The organism is Pseudomonas fluorescens, from assembly GCF_030344995.1.
Classification (GTDB): domain Bacteria; phylum Pseudomonadota; class Gammaproteobacteria; order Pseudomonadales; family Pseudomonadaceae; genus Aquipseudomonas; species Aquipseudomonas fluorescens_BF.
This window is the reverse complement of the sequence record NZ_CP128260.1, coordinates 5,358,978-5,377,346: the sequence shown is the minus strand read 5'-3', so window position 1 is coordinate 5,377,346 and position 18,369 is coordinate 5,358,978. Positions and strand designations below refer to the sequence as shown.

The window sequence follows — 18,369 nt, the reverse complement described above, 5'->3', positions numbered from 1 at the left end:
CATGTGAACAAGTCGTTGCTGGTTGGTGCGGTATTGGGTGCTGTCGGTGTGACTGCCGGGGGTGCTGTTGCCACCTACAGCCTGGTTAAAAGCGGCCCTGAGTATGCGCAAGTGCTGGCCGTAGAACCGGTCAAAACACAGATCAAGACTCCACGTGAAGTGTGCAAGGATGTGACGGTGACCCGGCAGGCGCCGGTGAAAGATCAACACCAGATCGCCGGCACCGTGGTCGGTGCGCTGGCAGGTGGTCTGCTGGGTAACCAGATCGGCGGCGGTACCGGCAAGAAGATTGCCACGGTAGCCGGTGCGGTCGGCGGTGGTTACGCCGGCAACAAGGTTCAGGAGGGTATGCAGGAGCGTGATACCTACACCACGACTCAGACTCGCTGTAACACGGTGAATGACATCAGCGACAAGGTTGTGGGCTATGACGTCCGGTATTCGCTGGACGGCAAGGAAGGCAAGGTGCGGATGGATCGTGATCCGGGCAACCAGATCCCGGTCGACAAGGAAGGCAAGCTGATCCTGTCACAGAACCAGCCAGGCCAGTAATTGGCTGATGGCTTATAGAAAAAGCACCCTTCGGGGTGCTTTTTCATGCCCATAAAAAAACACCCCGAAGGGTGTTTTTTTGGTTTCGCGAAACGCTTAGCGCTTCAGCGAGGCTGGCAGGTGCGGCTGGATTGCCGTCAGAACGGCCTTGAAGCATTTGGTGTTGCCGGCAACGACGTGGCCTTTTTCAAGGAAGTCGTGACCACCGGTGAAGTCGCTCACCAGGCCGCCTGCTTCCTGAATCAGCAGAGCGCCGGCAGCCATGTCCCACTCGGACAGACCCGACTCCCAGAACGCGTCGAAACGACCGGCGGCCACGTAAGCCAGGTCCAGGCTCGCCGAACCGGCGCGGCGGATGCCGGCAGTCTGGCCAACCAGGGCGCGGAACATGCCCAGGTAGTTGTCGAGGTTGTCCATCTGGTCGTCACGGAACGGGAAGCCGGTGCCGAGCAGAGCGCCGTCCAGGCTGGTGCGACCGCTGACACGCAGGCGACGACCGTTCAGTTGAGCGCCGCGACCACGGCTGGCGGTGAATTCTTCCTGGCGAACCGGATCCAGAACAACGGCGTGTTCCAGGCGACCACGGTATTTGCAGGCAATGCTGACAGCGAAGTGAGGAATGCCGCGCAGGAAGTTGGTGGTGCCGTCCAGCGGATCGATGATCCACAGGTATTCTTCGCCTTCGATGCCGGTGCCGGCGTGCAGGCCGGTCTCTTCACCCATGATCGAGTGATTCGGGTAAGCCTTGCGCAGGGCGTCGATGATTTTCTGTTCGGCGGCGCGATCCACCTCGGATACGTAATCCTTGGCGTCTTTTTCGTCGACCTTGATGGTATCCAGGCGCTCGATGGAGCGGAAGATCAGTTCACTGGCGCTGCGGGCGGCGCGCAGCGCGATATTCAGCATGGGCTGCATGGATGTGTCACCTAAGGTTGTTAAAGAAAGCCGCGCATTCTATCAGAACTTTTCTTCAGGTGAAGGTCGCTGTTCGCTTTCATAGCTTAACGGTAGGCTGTTCTGTAAGATTTGCACCCCTTTGCCGAGTCCGAGAGCGCCCGCCGTGCTGCAAAATATTCGTGTCGTCCTGGTCAATACCAGCCATCCGGGAAACATCGGCGGGACCGCGCGCGCCATGAAAAACATGGGCCTGTCGCGTCTGGTGCTGGTTGATCCGCGAGTCTTTCCGCATCACGAAGCCGATGCCCGTGCTTCGGGTGCCGGTGACATCCTTGAAAATGCGCAAGTCGTCGCCACCTTGGAAGACGCCCTGGTCGGTTGCAATCTGGTGCTCGGCACGAGTGCTCGCGACCGGCGCATCCCCTGGCCATTGCTGGATCCGCGCGAGTGCGGGACCAAAGTGGTCGAGGAGGCCGGGCAGGGCGCGGAAATCGCACTGGTGTTCGGTCGTGAAGATTCCGGCCTGACCAATGACGAGCTGCAGCGATGTCACTATCACGTGCACATCCCCTCCGATCCTGAGTTCAGCTCGCTGAACCTCGGGGCGGCGGTGCAGGTGTTGAGTTATGAAGTGCGCATGGCGTGGCTGGCTGCACAAGGTCAGCCGACCAAGATCGAGAAGGAAGAAGTGGCCTCCGTGAAAAGCGCAGAGCTTGCGACCATGGATGAGCTGGAGCGGTTCTATGAACATCTGGAGCAGACTCTGGTGGCCATCGAATTCCTCGATCCGGAAAAGCCGCGGCACTTGATGGCGCGCCTGCGCCGGTTGTACGGACGCAGCTCGGTCAGCCGGGCGGAAATGAATATTTTGCGTGGCATCCTCACGGAAACCCAGAAAGCGGCCCGTGGCGAGCTCCTTAAGCGGAAGGATTAATGATGTTCGAGCGTTTGCGTGAAGATATCCAGAGCGTATTCCACCGAGACCCGGCGGCGCGTAACGCTTTTGAAGTCCTGACCTGCTACCCCGGCATGCATGCAATCTGGATTCATCGACTGGCCGGCATGCTCTGGCGCAACGATCTGAAATGGCTGGCGCGGCTGGTGTCGAACTTCGGCCGCTGGCTGACCGGAATCGAGATTCATCCGGGCGCCAAGGTTGGTCGTCGTTTCTTCATCGACCACGGCATGGGCATCGTGATCGGCGAAACCGCTGAAATCGGCGATGACGTGACGATCTATCAGGGCGTGACCCTGGGGGGCACCAGCTGGAACAAGGGCAAGCGTCACCCGACGCTCGGTGATGGCGTTGTAGTGGGGGCGGGCGCGAAGGTGCTTGGCCCGTTCACTGTGGGTGCCGGCGCCAAGGTTGGTTCCAATGCCGTGGTTACCAAGGAAGTGCCTCCGGGCGCCACCGTGGTGGGGATTCCCGGGCGGATCATCGTCAAGTCCGATGATGAGGCCGACGCCAAGCGCAAGGCGATGGCCGAGAAGATCGGCTTCGATGCCTACGGCGTGAGCGAAGACATGCCCGATCCGGTGGCGCGCGCCATCGGCCAGTTGCTCGATCACCTGCAAGCGGTGGACGGGCGTCTGGAGGGGATGTGCGGCGCGCTGAAGGATCTTGGCAGTAATTACTGTGCGAAAGATCTACCCGAGCTGCGTGAAGAAGACTTCGCCTGCGTCAAGGGCAAGGACGAATCCAAGCTCCACTGACGCACTTGCAGGGCTGCTGCCGACCGGTGTGCCATTAGGCCGCAGACCCTGCTATCATTCGCGCGCTCTTTTGCGGGTAAACCCGACTAAAGCACTAGGTCTTATAGTTGACTTAAATGCTCGGGAATTGCATACTCCCGCCCATTCCGAACTCCGTGGTAATTGTCCATGCGACTGACTACAAAAGGCCGATACGCCGTGACCGCCATGCTTGACCTGGCGTTGCACGCGCAACACGGGCCCGTGTCCCTGGCCGATATCTCCGAGCGCCAAGGCATCTCCCTGTCCTATCTCGAACAGCTTTTCGCCAAGCTGCGCCGCAGCAACCTGGTTTCCAGCGTTCGCGGTCCGGGCGGTGGCTACCAGTTGTCCCGCGACATGCAGGGCATCCAGGTGGCTCAGGTGATCGATGCGGTGAACGAATCGGTCGATGCAACAAAATGCCAGGGCCAGGGCGACTGCCACTCCGGTGACACCTGCCTGACCCATCACCTGTGGTGCGACCTGAGCCTGCAGATTCACGAATTTCTCAGCGGTATCAGCTTGGCCGACCTCGTAACTCGCCGTGAGGTGCAGGAAGTGGCCCAGCGTCAGGATCAGCGTCGTTGCAATGGCAAGGCGCCGCGCCTGGACAAGATTGAAGCGTCCGCCGTCGAATGACAGCCAGAGAGCTAGCGGCACGCCAGCCAGCCTGATTTAGGAGATAGTCCATGAAATTGCCGATTTACCTTGATTACTCTGCGACCACCCCGGTCGATCCGCGCGTTGCGCAAAAAATGAGTGAATGCCTGCTGGTCGACGGAAACTTCGGTAACCCGGCGTCCCGTTCCCACGTGTTCGGCTGGAAAGCCGAAGAGTCCGTCGAAAACGCCCGTCGTCAGGTGGCCGATCTGGTCAATGCCGACCCGCGTGAAATCGTCTGGACCTCCGGTGCCACCGAGTCCGACAACCTGGCAATCAAGGGTGCGGCACATTTCTACGCCTCCAAGGGCAAGCACCTGATCACCTCCAAGATCGAACACAAGGCTGTCCTCGACACCATGCGCCAACTGGAGCGTGAAGGTTTCGAAGTCACCTACCTCGATCCGACCGAAGATGGCCTGATCACCCCGGCCATGATCGAAGCCGCGCTGCGTGAAGACACTATCCTGGTGTCGGTAATGCACGTGAACAACGAGATCGGCACTGTCAACGACATCGCCGCCATCGGTGAGCTGACCCGTTCCAAAGGCATCCTGTTCCACGTCGACGCCGCTCAGTCCACCGGCAAGGTCGAAATCGACCTGCAGAAACTGAAAGTCGACATGATGTCGTTCTCTGCTCACAAGACCTACGGCCCTAAAGGTATCGGCGCGCTGTACGTCAGCCGCAAGCCGCGTGTGCGCATCGAAGCGACCATGCACGGCGGCGGTCATGAGCGCGGCATGCGTTCCGGCACCCTGGCGACCCACCAGATCGTCGGCATGGGCGAGGCGTTCCGTGTGGCCAAGGAAGACATGGCTGCCGAAAACGTTCGCATCAAGGCATTGAGCGACCGCTTCTACAAGCAGGTCGAGCACCTGGAAGAGCTGTACGTCAACGGCAGCCTGACCGCCCGCGTTCCGCACAACCTGAACCTGAGCTTCAACTACGTTGAAGGCGAGTCGCTGATCATGGCGCTCAAGGATCTGGCGGTTTCGTCCGGTTCGGCCTGCACCTCGGCGTCGCTTGAGCCTTCGTACGTACTGCGCGCCCTGGGCCGCAACGACGAACTGGCACACAGCTCGATCCGTTTCACCTTCGGCCGTTTCACCACCGAAGAAGAAATCGACTACGCCGCGCAGAAAGTCTGCGAGGCCGTTACCAAGCTGCGCGCTCTGTCGCCGCTGTGGGACATGTACAAAGACGGCGTCGATATCTCGAAGATCGAGTGGGCGGCACACTAAATATAGAAGCCGCCGGATACAGATCCTGTAGCGACGCGGCGGTTTACGCAGCGCAGTTGCAGGGTCTCAAGAGCGGCCCTGATGAGTGAGGATTGAGAATCATGGCTTACAGCGAAAAGGTCATCGACCACTACGAAAACCCGCGTAACGTCGGCAAGATGAATGCCGAAGACCCGGATGTTGGCACCGGCATGGTCGGCGCCCCGGCGTGCGGCGACGTGATGCGTCTGCAAATCAAGGTCAACGACCAGGGCGTTATCGAAGACGCCAAGTTCAAGACCTACGGCTGCGGTTCGGCTATCGCCTCCAGCTCCCTCGCTACCGAGTGGATGAAAGGCAAGACCCTGGACGAAGCTGAAACCATCAAGAACACTCAGCTGGCCGAAGAACTGGCCCTGCCGCCAGTGAAAATCCACTGCTCGGTGCTCGCTGAAGACGCCATCAAGGCGGCCGTTCGCGACTACAAGCAGAAGAAAGGCTTGATCTAAGCATTGGGCGACGAGTAAGGAGTCAACGATGGCTATCAGCATGACAGAAGCGGCTGCTCGACACGTGCGACGCTCCCTCGACGGGCGCGGCAAGGGTGAAGGGATTCGTCTGGGTGTTCGCACCACGGGCTGTTCCGGCCTTGCCTACGTGCTGGAGTTTGTCGACGAGGTGGTTGCAGAAGATCAGGTGTTCGAAAGTCACGGCGAGAAGGTGATCATCGACCCGAAAAGCCTGGCCTACCTCGACGGCACCGAGCTCGACTTCGTCAAGGAAGGGTTGAACGAAGGCTTCAAGTTCAACAACCCCAACGTACGCGGTGAATGTGGCTGCGGCGAAAGCTTCAACATCTGAGGCTTGTCGTGGGTATTCCTTGTCATTTCGCTTTATTCGAGCTGCAACCGGGCTTTCGTCTGGATCTCGAGCAGTTGGCCACGCGCTATCGCGAGTTGGCGCGCGGCGTTCATCCTGACCGCTTTGCCGATGCTTCCGAGCGCGAGCAGCGGTCGGCGCTCGAGCAGTCTGCGCGGCTCAACGATGCCTATCAGACGCTCAAGAGTCCGGCCCAGCGCGCACGCTACCTGCTGACCATCAGCGGGCATGAAGTGCCGATGGAAGTCACCGTCCACGATCCCGAGTTTCTTCTGCAGCAGATGCAATGGCGCGAAGAGCTTGAAGATCTGCAGGACAGTGCCGACCTGGACGGTGTCGCGGCTTTCAAGCGTCGCCTGAAAACCGCCCAGGAAGCGCTCAACGAAAGCTTCGCAGCCTGTTGGGATGATGCAGCGCAACGCGAACAGGCCGAACGCCTGATGCGGCGCATGCAGTTCCTCGACAAGCTCACCTACGAAGTGCGCCAGTTAGAAGAGCGCCTCGACGATTAACCCAGTGCCGCTACGGTCGCACGCCTGATATACAGATAAGTCCTGATCACGATGGCCCTACTGCAGATCGCCGAACCCGGCCAAAGTCCTCAACCGCACCAGCGTCGTCTGGCTGTGGGGATTGACTTGGGCACTACCAATTCGCTGGTCGCTGCGTTGCGCAGTGGTCTTTCCGAGCCGCTGGCCGATGCCGAAGGGCGGGTCATCCTGCCTTCCGCCGTGCGTTATCACGCCGATCGCGTCGAAGTCGGCGAGTCAGCCAAACTGGCTGCGTCCTCCGATCCCCTGAATACCGTGCTGTCGGTCAAGCGCTTGATGGGTCGTGGTCTGTCCGACGTCAAGCAATTGGGCGATCAGCTGCCGTACCGCTTTGTCGGCGGCGAATCGCACATGCCGTTCATCGACACCGTGCAGGGTCCGAAAAGCCCGGTCGAAGTCTCCGCCGATATCCTGAAAGTGTTGCGTCAGCGCGCTGAAGCCACCCTTGGCGGTGAGCTGGTGGGCGCGGTGATCACCGTTCCGGCGTATTTCGACGATGCTCAGCGCCAGGCGACGAAGGACGCGGCGAAACTCGCCGGTCTGAACGTGTTGCGTCTGCTCAACGAGCCGACCGCCGCAGCGGTGGCATACGGTCTGGATCAGCATGCCGAAGGCTTGGTCGCCATTTACGATCTGGGTGGCGGAACCTTCGATATTTCGATTCTGCGCCTCACTGGCGGTGTCTTCGAAGTGCTGGCCACTGGCGGCGACAGCGCGCTGGGTGGTGATGACTTCGATCATGCGATTGCCGGTTGGATCATTGAGCGCGCCGGTTTGTCCGCCGACCTCGATCCGGGCGCACAACGCAGCCTGCTGCAAGCCGCCTGCGCCGCCAAAGAAGCCCTGACGGATGCCGACACTGTTGAAGTGGCTTACGGCGACTGGAAAGCACAGCTGACCCGCGAAGCTTTCGATGCGTTGATCGAGCCAATGGTTGCCCGCAGCCTGAAAGCCTGCCGCCGCGCCGTCCGCGATTCCGGCGTCGAGCTCGAAGACGTGCACGCCGTGGTCATGGTCGGTGGTTCGACCCGTGTTCCGCGTGTTCGCGAAGCCGTCGCCGAAGCCTTCGGTCGTCAGCCGCTGACCGAAATCGACCCGGATCAAGTGGTGGCCATCGGTGCCGCGATCCAGGCCGATACGCTGGCCGGCAACAAGCGCGATGGCGGCGAGCTGCTGCTGCTCGACGTGATTCCGCTGTCCCTGGGGCTGGAAACCATGGGCGGCCTGATGGAGAAGGTGATTCCGCGCAACACCACCATCCCCGTCGCTCGCGCCCAGGACTTCACCACTTATAAAGACGGCCAGTCGGCCATGGCGATCCATGTGTTGCAGGGCGAGCGCGAGCTGATCAGCGACTGCCGCTCCCTGGCTCGCTTCGAATTGCGCGGCATCCCGGCGATGGTGGCTGGTGCGGCGAAAATTCGTGTGACGTTCCAGGTCGATGCCGACGGTCTGCTCAGCGTCTCTGCCCGTGAACTGGGTTCGGGCGTTGAAGCGAGCATTCAGGTCAAGCCGTCCTATGGTCTGACCGACGGCGAAATCGCCAAGATGCTGAAAGAATCGTTCCAGCACGCCAATGACGACAAGGTCGCTCGCGTTCTGCGTGAGCAGCAAGTCGATGCCCAGCGCCTGATCGAAGCGGTGCAGGGCGCTCTTGAGGCGGATGGCGAGCGTTTGCTCGACGCCGAAGAGCGCATGGTCATCGATCTGCAGGTGCAGGAACTGACCGAACTGATGAAAGGCACCGATGGTTACGCCATCGAGCAGCAGACCAAGCGTCTGTCGCAAGTGACCGATGCTTTTGCTGCCCGTCGTATGGATCAGACGGTGAAAGCCGCTCTGTCCGGGCGCAATCTGAATGAAATCGAGGATATCTGATGCCGCAGGTCATTTTTCTGCCACACGAGAAGTTCTGCCCTGAAGGCATGGTCGTTGACGCCGCACCCGGCACGTCGATCCTCGAGCTGGCTCACGAACATCACATCGAGATGGAAAGCGCCTGCGGCGGCGTCTGCGCCTGCACCACTTGTCACTGCATCATCCGCGAGGGTTTTGACTCGCTGGAAGAAGCCGACGAGTTGGAGGAAGATTTCCTTGATCGTGCCTGGGGTCTGGAAGCCCAGTCACGCCTGGCTTGTCAGGCGATCGTCGGTGAAGAAGACATCACCGTCGAAATTCCGAAATATTCGCTTAACCATGCGGCCGAAGCGCCGCACTGACTGGTAAGACTGTCATGAGCTACGGTTGGAATGATGTTCAACGTATTGCAGAAGAGCTGGCGGAAGCCAAGCCGGGTGTAGATCCGTATTCTGTCAATTTTGTCGAGTTGCAGCAGTGGATCAAAGAGCTGCCGGGTTTCGACAGCACCTCTGGTCGTGTTGGCGAGAAGGTGTTAGAGGCGGTTCAGACTCTCTGGGCCGATGAATTGGACTGATCGTCCTCGCAGGTTAGGCAATACCCAAGAACCCGCGTATAATTCGCGGGTTTAATTTTTCGCAAATTACCGTTTCTGGAGTTACACCATGGCTGTTCAACGTACTTTCTCCATCATCAAGCCTGACGCCGTTGCTAAAAACGTGATCGGCAAGATCACCACTCGCTTCGAAGACGCTGGCCTGCGCGTTGTAGCTTCGAAACTGAAGCAACTGTCCAAAGCCGAAGCCGAAGGCTTCTACGCTGAGCACAGCGCTCGTGGTTTCTTCGGCGACCTGGTTGCCTTCATGACTTCCGGTCCTGTTGTTGTTCAGGTTCTGGAAGGCGAAAACGCCATCGCTCGCAACCGTGAGCTGATGGGCGCTACCAACCCTAAAGAAGCTGCTCCAGGCACCATCCGTGCTGACTTCGCTGAATCGATCGACGCCAACGCCGTTCACGGTTCGGACTCCGAAGCCGCTGCTGCTCGCGAAATCGCTTACTTCTTCGCAGCTACTGAAGTAACCACTCGCTAAGCATTGGCTTAAGAGTGAAGGTGAATCCATGACGATATCGACTGTTAAAACCAACCTGCTGGGTCTGACCCAGCCGGAAATGGAAAAATTCTTCGACTCAATCGGGGAGAAGCGTTTCCGTGCCGGTCAGGTAATGAAATGGATTCACCACTTTGGCGTCGATGATTTCGACGCCATGACGAACGTCAGCAAGGCCTTGCGTGAAAAGCTCAAGGCTGTTGCTGAGGTCCGTGGTCCCGAAGTGGTCAGCGAGGACATTTCCAGCGATGGCACCCGCAAGTGGGTGGTGCGCGTGGCGTCCGGCAGCTGCGTCGAGACTGTTTACATCCCCCAGGGCAAACGCGGCACTCTGTGCGTTTCGTCCCAGGCAGGCTGTGCCCTGGACTGCAGTTTCTGCTCCACCGGCAAGCAAGGCTTCAACAGCAACCTCACCGCCGCCGAAGTCATCGGCCAGGTGTGGATTGCCAACAAATCCTTCGGCAGTGTTCCGGCTACCATCGACCGCGCCATCACCAACGTGGTGATGATGGGCATGGGCGAACCGCTGCTGAACTTCGACAACGTCGTGACCGCCATGCATCTGATGATGGATGACTTGGGCTACGGGATCTCCAAGCGCCGCGTGACCCTGTCCACGTCGGGTGTGGTGCCGATGATCGATGAGCTGGCCAAGCACATCGACGTATCCCTGGCGTTGTCCCTGCACGCACCGAATGACGCATTGCGTAACCAATTGGTGCCGATCAACAAGAAATATCCGCTTAAGATGCTGCTCGAGTCGTGCCAGCGCTACATGTCCGAACTGGGCGAGAAGCGCGTGCTGACCATCGAGTACACCTTGCTCAAGGACGTCAACGACAAGCTTGAGCACGCTGTGGAAATGATCGAGTTGCTGAAGAACATTCCGTGCAAGATCAACCTGATTCCATTCAACCCGTTCCCACATTCCGGGTACGAGCGGCCGAGCAACAACGCCATCCGCCGGTTCCAGGATCAGCTTCACCAGGCCGGTTTCAACGTCACCGTGCGCACCACTCGTGGTGAAGACATCGACGCGGCTTGTGGTCAATTGGTAGGGCAGGTGCTGGATCGCACCCGTCGCAGCGAACGTTACATCGCCGTCCGCGAATTGAGCGCCGACAGCGATCTGGCACAGAACGCCGCGAACACTAACTAAGAGAGGATCTCTATGTCCCTGCGCTTTGCGCTGCTGTTGCTGTTGGCCAGCCTGTGTGCTGGTTGTGTCCTGTCGGGCGATTACAACCCGATGAAGACCAGCAAGGGCCGTGACGAAGCGCGGGCTGCCTACGTGCAGCTGGGGCTGGGGTACCTGCAGCAGGGCATGACCGAGCGGGCCAAGGTTCCACTCAAGAAGGCACTGGAGCTGGACGGTTCGGATCCCGATGCCAATGCCGCGCTGGGGCTGGTATTCCAGGCCGAAATGGAACCAAAGCTGGCTGACGAACACTTCCGCAAAGCCTTGTCCTCCCGTCCCGCCGATGCGCGCATCCTCAACAACTACGGCAGTTTTCTCTACGAAGAACAGCGTTACAAGGAAGCCTACGAGCGTTTTGAACAGGCGGCCGCCGATACCCTGTATCCTGAGCGTTCGCGAGTGTTCGAGAACCTCGGCATGACGGCGGCGAAGCTCGGGGAGCGTGATCTGGCGCAGCAGCAGCTGGAAAAAGCGCTGCGTTTGAATCGCCAGCAGCCACGGGCATTGCTGGAAATGGCTGAGTTGTCATTCGAAGACAGGCATTATGTGCCCGCGCGTGACTATTACGACCGTTTCAGCCAGCTCTCCGAGCAAAATGCACGTAGTCTGTTGCTCGCCGTTCGGTTGGCAAAAGTATTTGAAGATCGCGACAAGGCCGCCAGTGCGGGCCTGCAATTAAAACGACTCTATCCCGGTACGCCGGAATATCAGCAATACCTGTCGGAGCAATGATGAAAGCGGCGCATCCCGAAGTTGTAGCAGCGAATCGCGTTAACCCCGGTGAGACCCTGCGCCAGGCCCGCGAAAGCAATGGCTGGTCGCTGGCCGAAGTGGCCCTCAAGCTCAACCTCACCGTGACTTCCCTGAGCAATCTTGAAGCCGGCGCATTCGACAAGTTGCCCGGGCATACCTTCGCTCGCGGCTACATTCGCGCCTACGCCAAATTGCTCGGCATGGACCAGACCGTTCTGGTCCAGCAATTCGACCAGTCCACCGGCACCGACTCCCAGGGCAGCAACGTCCACGCCCTGGGCCGTATCGAAGAGCCGGTACGGGTTTCCCACACCATTTTGCGTATCGTCAGCCTGTTGCTGCTGATCGCGGTCATCGGCGGCGGTTTCGTCTGGTGGCAGGATCAGACCTCGCTGCGTACCAAGGATCTGATCGGCCTGGCGCCGGAGCACGTCGAAGTCGAAGGCGCCGACGGCACCACCCAGATTCATCCGCTGGACGAGCCGGAAGACCAGGCCGTCGCGGAAGGCGAGGCCGAGGGTTCCACCTCTCTGGCGCTGCCTCAATCTGAAACCACGGCTGAATCGACCGGTGCCGAGACCGAGGCTGCAGCTCCTGCGACCGCACCAGTTGCTCCGGCACCTGCTGCGCCAGCCGCTACTCCGGCTGCACCGGCTCATACGCCAGCGCCTGTGGTGGCTGCTCCGGCAACTCCAACGCCTGCTACCCCGGCCACGCCTGCACCGACTGTTACTGCCCCGGCAACCCCGGCCGTTGCTGCACCCGCGCCGACAGCGCCAGTTGCTCCGGCTGCGGGTCAAGGCCAGGTTCAGGTGCAGTTCATCGCCGATTGCTGGACTCAAGTGACCGATGGCAGCGGCAAAGTGCTGTACAGCGGCCTCAAGCGTAAGGGCGACAGCCTGTCTGTCGTCGGCAAACCTCCGTTTGCCGTGCGTCTGGGCGTTGCCCGTGGCGCGCAGGTCAGCTACAACGGCCAGCCGGTCGATGTCGCTCCGTTCACCAGTGGCGAGACCGCTCGCCTGAAGTTGGGTCAATAAGTCATGCACGGCGAATCTCCAATCAAACGTCGCGAATCGCGCAAGATCTGGGTCGGTAACGTGCCCGTGGGCGGCGATGCCCCTATCGCTGTGCAGAGCATGACCAACAGCGACACCAATGACGTCGCTGCCACCGTCGCGCAGATCAACCGTCTGGAAGCCGCCGGCGTCGACATCGTTCGCGTTTCGGTACCGGACATGGACGCCGCCGAGGCGTTCGGCAAAATCAAGCAACTGGTCAAGGTGCCGTTGGTTGCCGACATCCATTTCGACTACAAGATCGCTTTGCGTGTGGCCGAACTGGGTGTGGACTGTCTGCGCATCAATCCGGGCAACATCGGTCGCGAAGACCGCGTGCGTGCGGTGGTCGATGCCGCCCGTGATCGCGGGATCCCGATCCGCATCGGCGTCAACGCCGGTTCCCTGGAAAAAGACCTGCAAAAGAAATACGGCGAGCCGACGCCGGCCGCGCTGGTCGAGTCCGCCCTGCGTCACGTCGAACACCTCGAACGCCTGAATTTCCAGGACTTCAAGGTCAGCGTGAAGGCTTCCGACGTGTTCATGGCCGTTGAAGCCTACCGTTTGCTGGCCAAGGAAATCGTCCAGCCACTGCACCTGGGGATCACCGAAGCCGGTGGATTGCGCTCCGGTACAGTGAAATCCGCCGTGGGCCTAGGTATGCTGCTCGCCGAGGGGATTGGCGATACTATCCGCATCTCGCTGGCGGCCGACCCGGTCGAGGAAGTGAAGGTCGGTTACGACATTCTCAAGTCTTTGCATCTGCGTTCCCGTGGCATCAACTTCATCGCCTGCCCGAGCTGCTCGCGGCAGAACTTCGATGTGGTCAAGACCATGAACGAGCTGGAAGGGCGCCTTGAAGACCTGCTGGTGCCGCTGGATGTCGCGGTGATCGGTTGCGTGGTCAACGGCCCCGGCGAAGCCAAGGAAGCCCATATCGGCTTGACCGGCGGCACGCCAAACCTGATTTACATCGACGGCAAGCCGTCGCAGAAACTGACGAATGACAATCTGGTGGACGAGCTGGAAAAGCTGATCCGCGAGAAAGCGGCCGAGAAGGTCGAAGCTGACGCAGCGGTTATCGCGCGCGGCTGATCGAACGAATTAAGGAATTTCTGTGAGCAAGTCTCTGCAAGCCATTCGTGGCATGAACGACATCCTGCCGGAACAGACGCCGGTATGGCGTTATTTCGAAGGCACCGTTTCGCGTCTGCTGGATAACTACGGTTACAAGCAGATCCGCATGCCGATCGTCGAGTTCACCGAGCTGTTCAAGCGCTCGATCGGTGAAGTGACCGACATCGTCGAAAAAGAGATGTACACCTTCGACGACCGCAACGGCGACTCCCTGACCCTGCGTCCGGAAGGCACGGCCGCGTGCGTGCGTGCGGTGCTCGAGCACGGCATCACCGGCGGTGGCCAGGTGCAGAAACTCTGGTACATCGGCCCGATGTTCCGTCACGAGCGTCCGCAGAAAGGCCGTTATCGCCAGTTCCACCAGATCGGTCTGGAGGTGTTCAACCTCGACGGCCCGGACATCGACGCCGAACTGATCGTGCTCACCTGGCGCCTGTGGGGCGAGCTGGGCATCCGTGATGCGGTCAAGCTCGAGCTCAACAGCCTCGGCACCAGCGAGTCCCGGGGCCGTTATCGTGAAGCGCTGGTCGAGTATCTCTCGGCGCACCACGACAAACTGGACGAAGACAGCCAGCGTCGCCTGAAAACCAACCCGCTGCGCGTGCTCGACACCAAAAATGCCGACACTCAAGCGGTGCTGGTCGATGCGCCGAAAATGGCGGATTACCTGGATGACGAATCCCGTGCCCACTTCGAAGGTCTGAAGGCCCGTCTTGATGCCGTCGGCATTCCTTACGTGCTCAACCCGAAGCTGGTGCGTGGTCTGGATTACTACAGCAAAACCGTATTCGAATGGGTCACCGACAAGCTCGGCGCCCAGGGCACCGTCTGCGCGGGTGGGCGCTATGACGGTCTGGTCGAGCAGATGGGCGGCAAGCCGACCCCGGGCGTCGGTTTCGCCATGGGCATCGAGCGTCTGGTGCTGCTGCTGGAAACCCTGGAGCAGATCCCGGAAGAAATCTCCCGTCAGGTCGACGTCTATCTCTGCGCCTTCGGCGAAGAAGCAGAGCTGGCCGGTCTGGCCCTGGCCGAGCGTGTACGCGACCAACTGCCCAACCTGCGCCTGCAAGTCAATGCCGGCGCCGGCAGCTTCAAGAGCCAGTTCAAGAAAGCCGACAAGAGCGGTGCGCTGTACGCACTGATCCTCGGTGACGACGAAATGGCCCAGCAAGTGGTAGGTTTCAAACCCCTGCGTGGCCAGGGCGAACAACAAAGCATTGCCTGGGATGCGCTCGCTGCACACCTGGCCACCTGCGTCGTGCAGGGTTGAAGCTGTCTAAACAGCCGATTTAGCGATTAAGGAGTATTGGGGTGTCGAGTACCGAAGACGAACAGTTGGCGGATTTGAAGGACTGGTGGACACGCAACGGCAAACCTCTGGTCACCGGCGGCCTGTTGGCGCTGGTCATCGTGTTCGGCTGGCAGGCTTATCACAAGTATCAGAGCAACCAGTCGCAAGGCGCCTCGGTGCTCTATCAGCAATTGCTGGAAACCACGCTGACCCCGGACGGCAAGCCTGACGCCGCGCGCGTTGCGGATCTGGCCGGCAAGCTCAACAGCGAATTCGGCGGTTCTGCCTACGCGCAGTACGGCAGCCTGTTCGTGGCCAAGGTAGCGGTCGACAGCGGCAAGCTGGACGACGCGGCGACCGAACTCAAGGCCATCGTTGCCAAACCGGCCAACCCGGCGCTGGGCGAAATCGCCCGTCAGCGTCTGGCGCAAGTACTGGGCGCACAGAACAAGGCCGATGAAGCCCTGAAACTGCTCGAAGGCGATGCCGACAAGTCGTTCCTGGCCACTCGCGAAGAACTCAAGGGCGACTTGCTGGTACAGCTGGGCCGTACCGACGAAGCGAACGCGGCGTATCAAAAAGCCAAGGCGGCACTGTCGGATGAAGCGGCGGTCGGTGGCCTTCAAATCAAGCTGGACGACCTGGCCAAAGGGGATGCGTGACGTGATCCGTTGGAAGCATGCAGCATTGCTGGCTCTGGCCATTCTGGCCGCGGGTTGCAGCAGCAACAGCAAAAAAGAACTGCCACCGGCCGAGCTGACCGACTTCAAAGAAGAAGTGGTCCTGCACAAGCAGTGGAGCCGTTCGATCGGTGACGGTCAGGGCGAAACGTACAACATGCTGGTGCCGGCGATCGACGGTGACACCATCTACGCGGCCGACGTGACCGGTATCGTGATGGGCCTGGATCGCGGCAATGGCGACGTGAAATGGAAGAAAGACCTCGAACTGCCTGTGTCCGGCGCCGTTGGCGTGGGTTACGGTCTGGTCATGGTCGGCACCCTGCGCGGTGAAGTCGTTGCCCTCGACGCCATCAACGGTGAAGAGAAGTGGCGCTCGCGCGTCAACAGCGAAGTCCTCGCGCCACCGGCCAACAACGGTGACGTGGTGGTGGTACAGACCCAGGACGATCGTCTGATCGGTCTGGACGCGTCCACCGGCAACCAGCGTTGGGTGTATGACAGCACTCCGGCCGTCCTGACCCTGCGCGGCACCAGCGCACCGATCGTCACCAACCGCCTCGCGGTGGCTGGCCTGTCGACCGGTAAAGTGGTCGCTCTCGACATTTCCAACGGCGTGCCGGTGTGGGAACAGCGGATCGCGATTCCACAAGGTCGTTCGGAACTGGAGCGCGTGGTCGACATCGACGGCGGTCTGCTGCTGTCCGGCGGCACCCTGTACGTTGCCAGCTATCAGGGTCGCGTTGCGGCACTGGATCTGGAAAGCGGCCGTCAACTCTGGCAGCGCGACGCGTCGAGCTATGCCGGTGTTGCCCAGGGTTTCGGCAACGTCTACGTAAGCCTGTCGTCGGGCACCGTTGAAGGCGTCGACGAGCGTTCCACCACAGCACTGTGGAGCAACGACTCGCTGGCCCGTCGTCAACTGTCGGCGCCGGAAGTGTTCTCCAGCTACGTTGCAGTTGGTGACCTGGAAGGTTACCTGCACCTGCTGAGTCAGGTGGACGGTCGTTTCGTCGGCCGCGAGCGCATCGACAGCGACGGCCTGCGTGCCCGTCCGCTGGTGGTGGGTGACACGATTTATGTGTATGGCAACAGCGGCAAACTGGAAGCCCTGACCATCAAGTAATGGTTTGACTATGCTTGGGGTTAACTCCCCAGGCGGCCTTGCTTCTGCAGGGTTTGCAGCACCCACGGGTGTTGCCCCGAGCACCAGCCGCTGCCTCGCAGCGGCTTTTGTATTTTCTGAAATAACGAAGTGGAGAGCCGCATGGTTCCCGTAATCGCCCTGGTGGGCCGACCGAACGTCGGCAAGTCCACCTTGTTCAACCGCCTGACCAGGACTCGCGACGCCATCGTCGGCGACTTGTCCGGTCTGACCCGTGATCGCCAGTACGGTGAGGCCAAGTGGCAAGGGCGTTCCTACATTCTGATCGACACCGGCGGTATCTCCGGTGACGAGCATGGTATGGACGAAAAAATGGCCGAGCAGTCGCTGCTGGCCATCGAAGAAGCGGATGTCGTTCTGTTCCTGGTAGATGCCAAGGCCGGTTTCACCGCCGCCGACCAGATGATCGCCGAACACCTGCGCAAACGTAACAAGCGTTCCCACGTGGTTGCCAACAAGGTCGACAACATCGACCCGGAAATGGCCCGCGCCGAATTCGCCCCGCTGGGCATGGGCCACGCGATCCCGATCGCCGGCGCCCACGGTCGCGGCATCACGCAGTTGCTGGAAACCGCCCTGAGCGATTTCCCGCGCGATGATGACGAGCCGGCCGAAGGTGAAGAGGAAGAAGTGGTCGCTGAAGGCGAGGAAGCCAAGCGCATTCCTGGCCCGAGCGAAAAGGACGGGATCAAGATCGCCATCATCGGCCGTCCGAACGTCGGCAAGTCGACTCTGGTCAACCGCATGCTCGGTGAAGACCGGGTGATCGTCTACGACCAGCCCGGCACCACTCGCGACAGTATCTACATCCCGTTCGAGCGTAATGACGAGAAGTACACGCTGATCGACACCGCCGGTGTGCGCAAGCGCGGCAAGATCCACGAAGAAGTCGAAAAGTTCTCCGTGGTCAAAACCCTGCAGGCGATTAAAGACGCCAACGTGGTGATCTTCGTGATGGACGCCCGCGAAGGCGTGGTCGATCACGATCTCAACCTGCTGGGCTTCGCCCTTGAAGCAGGTCGTGCGCTGGTGATTGCGATCAACAAATGGGACGGCATGACCCCGAGTGAGCGCGACTTTGTAAAGGTCGAGCTGCAGCGTCGGTTGTTCTTCGTTGACTTCGCCGATATCCACTTCATCTCGGCACTGCACGGTACTGGCGTGGGCAACCTTTACGCCTCGGTGCAGAACTCGTTCAAGTCGGCGGTCACCCGCTGGCCGACCAGCCGCCTGACGCAGATTCTCGAAGACGCGGTCAGCGAGCACCAGCCGCCGATGGTCAATAGCCGCCGGATCAAGCTGCGTTACGCTCACCTGGGTGGTGCGAACCCGCCGATCATCGTGATCCACGGCAACCAGATCGAGAAAGTGCCGAAGTCGTACGTACGCTATCTGGAAAACACTTACCGCCGTGTGCTCAAACTGGTCGGTACGCCGATCCGTATCGAGTTCAAGGGCGGCGAGAACCCGTACGAAGGCAACAAGAACACGCTGACCGACCGCCAGGTCAACAAGAAGCGTCGTTTGATGTCGCACAACAAGAAGGCCAGCAAGAAGCGTCGCGACAAGAAGTAAGGTCGCTGCGAACAGAGAGAAGGGGCGCCGTTTGGCGCCCTTTTTTTATGGGC

General features: G+C 60.2%; 21 protein-coding genes. 20 read left to right on the top strand and 1 reads right to left on the bottom strand.

The window, feature by feature from the left end; genetic code table 11:
- Positions 1-3 precede the first annotated feature (3 nt).
- Positions 4-552, top strand: coding sequence for a glycine zipper 2TM domain-containing protein (locus QR290_RS24060; RefSeq protein WP_011335818.1), 549 nt, complete (start codon positions 4-6; stop codon positions 550-552).
- Positions 553-648: 96 nt separating this feature from the next.
- Here QR290_RS24060 and suhB read toward each other — a convergent pair whose 3' ends face one another.
- Positions 649-1,467, bottom strand: a complete 819-nt coding sequence (gene suhB, locus QR290_RS24055; RefSeq protein ID WP_007941397.1) for a type III secretion system regulator SuhB — start codon at positions 1,465-1,467, stop codon at positions 649-651.
- Positions 1,468-1,612: 145 nt separating this feature from the next.
- Here suhB and trmJ point away from each other — a divergent pair, with 145 nt between their 5' ends.
- From trmJ to der, 19 genes are all read left to right on the top strand, one after another.
- Positions 1,613-2,383, top strand: coding sequence for a tRNA (cytosine(32)/uridine(32)-2'-O)-methyltransferase TrmJ (trmJ, locus tag QR290_RS24050; RefSeq protein WP_007956692.1), 771 nt, complete (start codon positions 1,613-1,615; stop codon positions 2,381-2,383).
- Between the two features lie 2 nt (positions 2,384-2,385).
- Entirely contained in the window at positions 2,386-3,162 is a 777-nt protein-coding gene (cysE, locus tag QR290_RS24045) for a serine O-acetyltransferase (protein WP_007956691.1), read from the top strand.
- A 168-nt stretch (positions 3,163-3,330) separates the two neighbouring features.
- Positions 3,331-3,822 carry a Fe-S cluster assembly transcriptional regulator IscR gene (iscR, locus tag QR290_RS24040; RefSeq protein ID WP_007956690.1) on the top strand — a complete coding sequence of 164 codons (492 nt, stop codon included), beginning with the start codon at positions 3,331-3,333 and terminating at the stop codon, positions 3,820-3,822.
- A gap of 50 nt (positions 3,823-3,872) precedes the next feature.
- Positions 3,873-5,087 carry an IscS subfamily cysteine desulfurase gene (locus QR290_RS24035; RefSeq protein WP_064599246.1) on the top strand — a complete coding sequence of 405 codons (1,215 nt, stop codon included), beginning with the start codon at positions 3,873-3,875 and terminating at the stop codon, positions 5,085-5,087.
- A gap of 101 nt (positions 5,088-5,188) precedes the next feature.
- The gene (gene iscU / locus QR290_RS24030) at positions 5,189-5,575 is read left to right on the top strand and encodes a Fe-S cluster assembly scaffold IscU (protein ID WP_003227907.1); all 387 of its coding nucleotides are present in this window, start codon (positions 5,189-5,191) and stop codon (positions 5,573-5,575) included.
- Positions 5,576-5,603: 28 nt separating this feature from the next.
- Positions 5,604-5,927 carry an iron-sulfur cluster assembly protein IscA gene (gene iscA, locus QR290_RS24025; RefSeq protein WP_003227904.1) on the top strand — a complete coding sequence of 108 codons (324 nt, stop codon included), beginning with the start codon at positions 5,604-5,606 and terminating at the stop codon, positions 5,925-5,927.
- A gap of 8 nt (positions 5,928-5,935) precedes the next feature.
- A complete protein-coding gene (gene hscB, locus QR290_RS24020) occupies positions 5,936-6,457 on the top strand; it encodes a co-chaperone HscB (RefSeq protein WP_115079111.1) in 522 nt (173 codons plus the stop codon).
- Positions 6,458-6,508: 51 nt separating this feature from the next.
- Entirely contained in the window at positions 6,509-8,374 is a 1,866-nt protein-coding gene (gene hscA, locus QR290_RS24015) for a Fe-S protein assembly chaperone HscA (RefSeq protein ID WP_115079110.1), read from the top strand.
- A complete protein-coding gene (gene fdx / locus QR290_RS24010; RefSeq protein WP_007956685.1) occupies positions 8,374-8,715 on the top strand; it encodes an ISC system 2Fe-2S type ferredoxin in 342 nt (113 codons plus the stop codon). The genes hscA and fdx overlap by 1 nt, the downstream gene beginning before the upstream one ends.
- Positions 8,716-8,729: 14 nt before the next feature.
- On the top strand, positions 8,730-8,930 hold the full coding sequence (gene iscX, locus QR290_RS24005) for a Fe-S cluster assembly protein IscX (RefSeq protein WP_115079109.1): 201 nt from the start codon (positions 8,730-8,732) through the stop codon (positions 8,928-8,930).
- 88 nt (positions 8,931-9,018) lie between these two features.
- On the top strand, positions 9,019-9,444 hold the full coding sequence (ndk, locus tag QR290_RS24000) for a nucleoside-diphosphate kinase (protein ID WP_039765715.1): 426 nt from the start codon (positions 9,019-9,021) through the stop codon (positions 9,442-9,444).
- Positions 9,445-9,472: 28 nt separating this feature from the next.
- On the top strand, positions 9,473-10,621 hold the full coding sequence (gene rlmN, locus QR290_RS23995; RefSeq protein ID WP_115079108.1) for a 23S rRNA (adenine(2503)-C(2))-methyltransferase RlmN: 1,149 nt from the start codon (positions 9,473-9,475) through the stop codon (positions 10,619-10,621).
- A 12-nt stretch (positions 10,622-10,633) separates the two neighbouring features.
- Positions 10,634-11,392: a type IV pilus biogenesis/stability protein PilW gene (pilW, locus tag QR290_RS23990; protein WP_115079107.1), complete on the top strand. Its 759-nt coding sequence runs from the start codon at positions 10,634-10,636 to the stop codon at positions 11,390-11,392.
- Positions 11,392-12,450, top strand: coding sequence for a RodZ domain-containing protein (locus QR290_RS23985; protein ID WP_115079106.1), 1,059 nt, complete (start codon positions 11,392-11,394; stop codon positions 12,448-12,450). Before pilW ends, QR290_RS23985 begins: the two co-directional genes overlap by 1 nt.
- A gap of 3 nt (positions 12,451-12,453) precedes the next feature.
- Positions 12,454-13,563, top strand: a complete 1,110-nt coding sequence (ispG, locus tag QR290_RS23980; protein WP_007956680.1) for a flavodoxin-dependent (E)-4-hydroxy-3-methylbut-2-enyl-diphosphate synthase — start codon at positions 12,454-12,456, stop codon at positions 13,561-13,563.
- 22 nt (positions 13,564-13,585) lie between these two features.
- Positions 13,586-14,875: a histidine--tRNA ligase gene (gene hisS, locus QR290_RS23975; protein WP_192558927.1), complete on the top strand. Its 1,290-nt coding sequence runs from the start codon at positions 13,586-13,588 to the stop codon at positions 14,873-14,875.
- A gap of 41 nt (positions 14,876-14,916) precedes the next feature.
- Positions 14,917-15,558 carry a tetratricopeptide repeat protein gene (locus tag QR290_RS23970; protein WP_011335807.1) on the top strand — a complete coding sequence of 214 codons (642 nt, stop codon included), beginning with the start codon at positions 14,917-14,919 and terminating at the stop codon, positions 15,556-15,558.
- A complete protein-coding gene (bamB, locus tag QR290_RS23965; RefSeq protein WP_039765728.1) occupies positions 15,551-16,702 on the top strand; it encodes an outer membrane protein assembly factor BamB in 1,152 nt (383 codons plus the stop codon). Before QR290_RS23970 ends, bamB begins: the two co-directional genes overlap by 8 nt.
- Positions 16,703-16,843: 141 nt before the next feature.
- Entirely contained in the window at positions 16,844-18,316 is a 1,473-nt protein-coding gene (der, locus tag QR290_RS23960; RefSeq protein WP_085684610.1) for a ribosome biogenesis GTPase Der, read from the top strand.
- Positions 18,317-18,369 lie beyond the last annotated feature (53 nt).

Bases quoted from the DNA above. Each gene is read 5' to 3' on its own strand.
- suhB (WP_007941397.1), bottom strand. From the start codon at position 1,467: ATGCAGCCCATGCTGAATATCGCGCTGCGCGCCGCCCGCAGCGCCAGT.
- cysE (WP_007956691.1), top strand. From the start codon at position 2,386: ATGTTCGAGCGTTTGCGTGAAGATATCCAGAGCGTATTCCACCGAGAC.
- iscR (WP_007956690.1), top strand. From the start codon at position 3,331: ATGCGACTGACTACAAAAGGCCGATACGCCGTGACCGCCATGCTTGAC.
- QR290_RS24035 (WP_064599246.1), top strand. From the start codon at position 3,873: ATGAAATTGCCGATTTACCTTGATTACTCTGCGACCACCCCGGTCGAT.
- iscU (WP_003227907.1), top strand. From the start codon at position 5,189: ATGGCTTACAGCGAAAAGGTCATCGACCACTACGAAAACCCGCGTAAC.
- iscA (WP_003227904.1), top strand. From the start codon at position 5,604: ATGGCTATCAGCATGACAGAAGCGGCTGCTCGACACGTGCGACGCTCC.
- hscA (WP_115079110.1), top strand. From the start codon at position 6,509: ATGGCCCTACTGCAGATCGCCGAACCCGGCCAAAGTCCTCAACCGCAC.
- fdx (WP_007956685.1), top strand. From the start codon at position 8,374: ATGCCGCAGGTCATTTTTCTGCCACACGAGAAGTTCTGCCCTGAAGGC.
- iscX (WP_115079109.1), top strand. From the start codon at position 8,730: ATGAGCTACGGTTGGAATGATGTTCAACGTATTGCAGAAGAGCTGGCG.
- ndk (WP_039765715.1), top strand. From the start codon at position 9,019: ATGGCTGTTCAACGTACTTTCTCCATCATCAAGCCTGACGCCGTTGCT.
- rlmN (WP_115079108.1), top strand. From the start codon at position 9,473: ATGACGATATCGACTGTTAAAACCAACCTGCTGGGTCTGACCCAGCCG.
- pilW (WP_115079107.1), top strand. From the start codon at position 10,634: ATGTCCCTGCGCTTTGCGCTGCTGTTGCTGTTGGCCAGCCTGTGTGCT.
- QR290_RS23985 (WP_115079106.1), top strand. From the start codon at position 11,392: ATGAAAGCGGCGCATCCCGAAGTTGTAGCAGCGAATCGCGTTAACCCC.
- ispG (WP_007956680.1), top strand. From the start codon at position 12,454: ATGCACGGCGAATCTCCAATCAAACGTCGCGAATCGCGCAAGATCTGG.
- bamB (WP_039765728.1), top strand. From the start codon at position 15,551: ATGCGTGACGTGATCCGTTGGAAGCATGCAGCATTGCTGGCTCTGGCC.
- der (WP_085684610.1), top strand. From the start codon at position 16,844: ATGGTTCCCGTAATCGCCCTGGTGGGCCGACCGAACGTCGGCAAGTCC.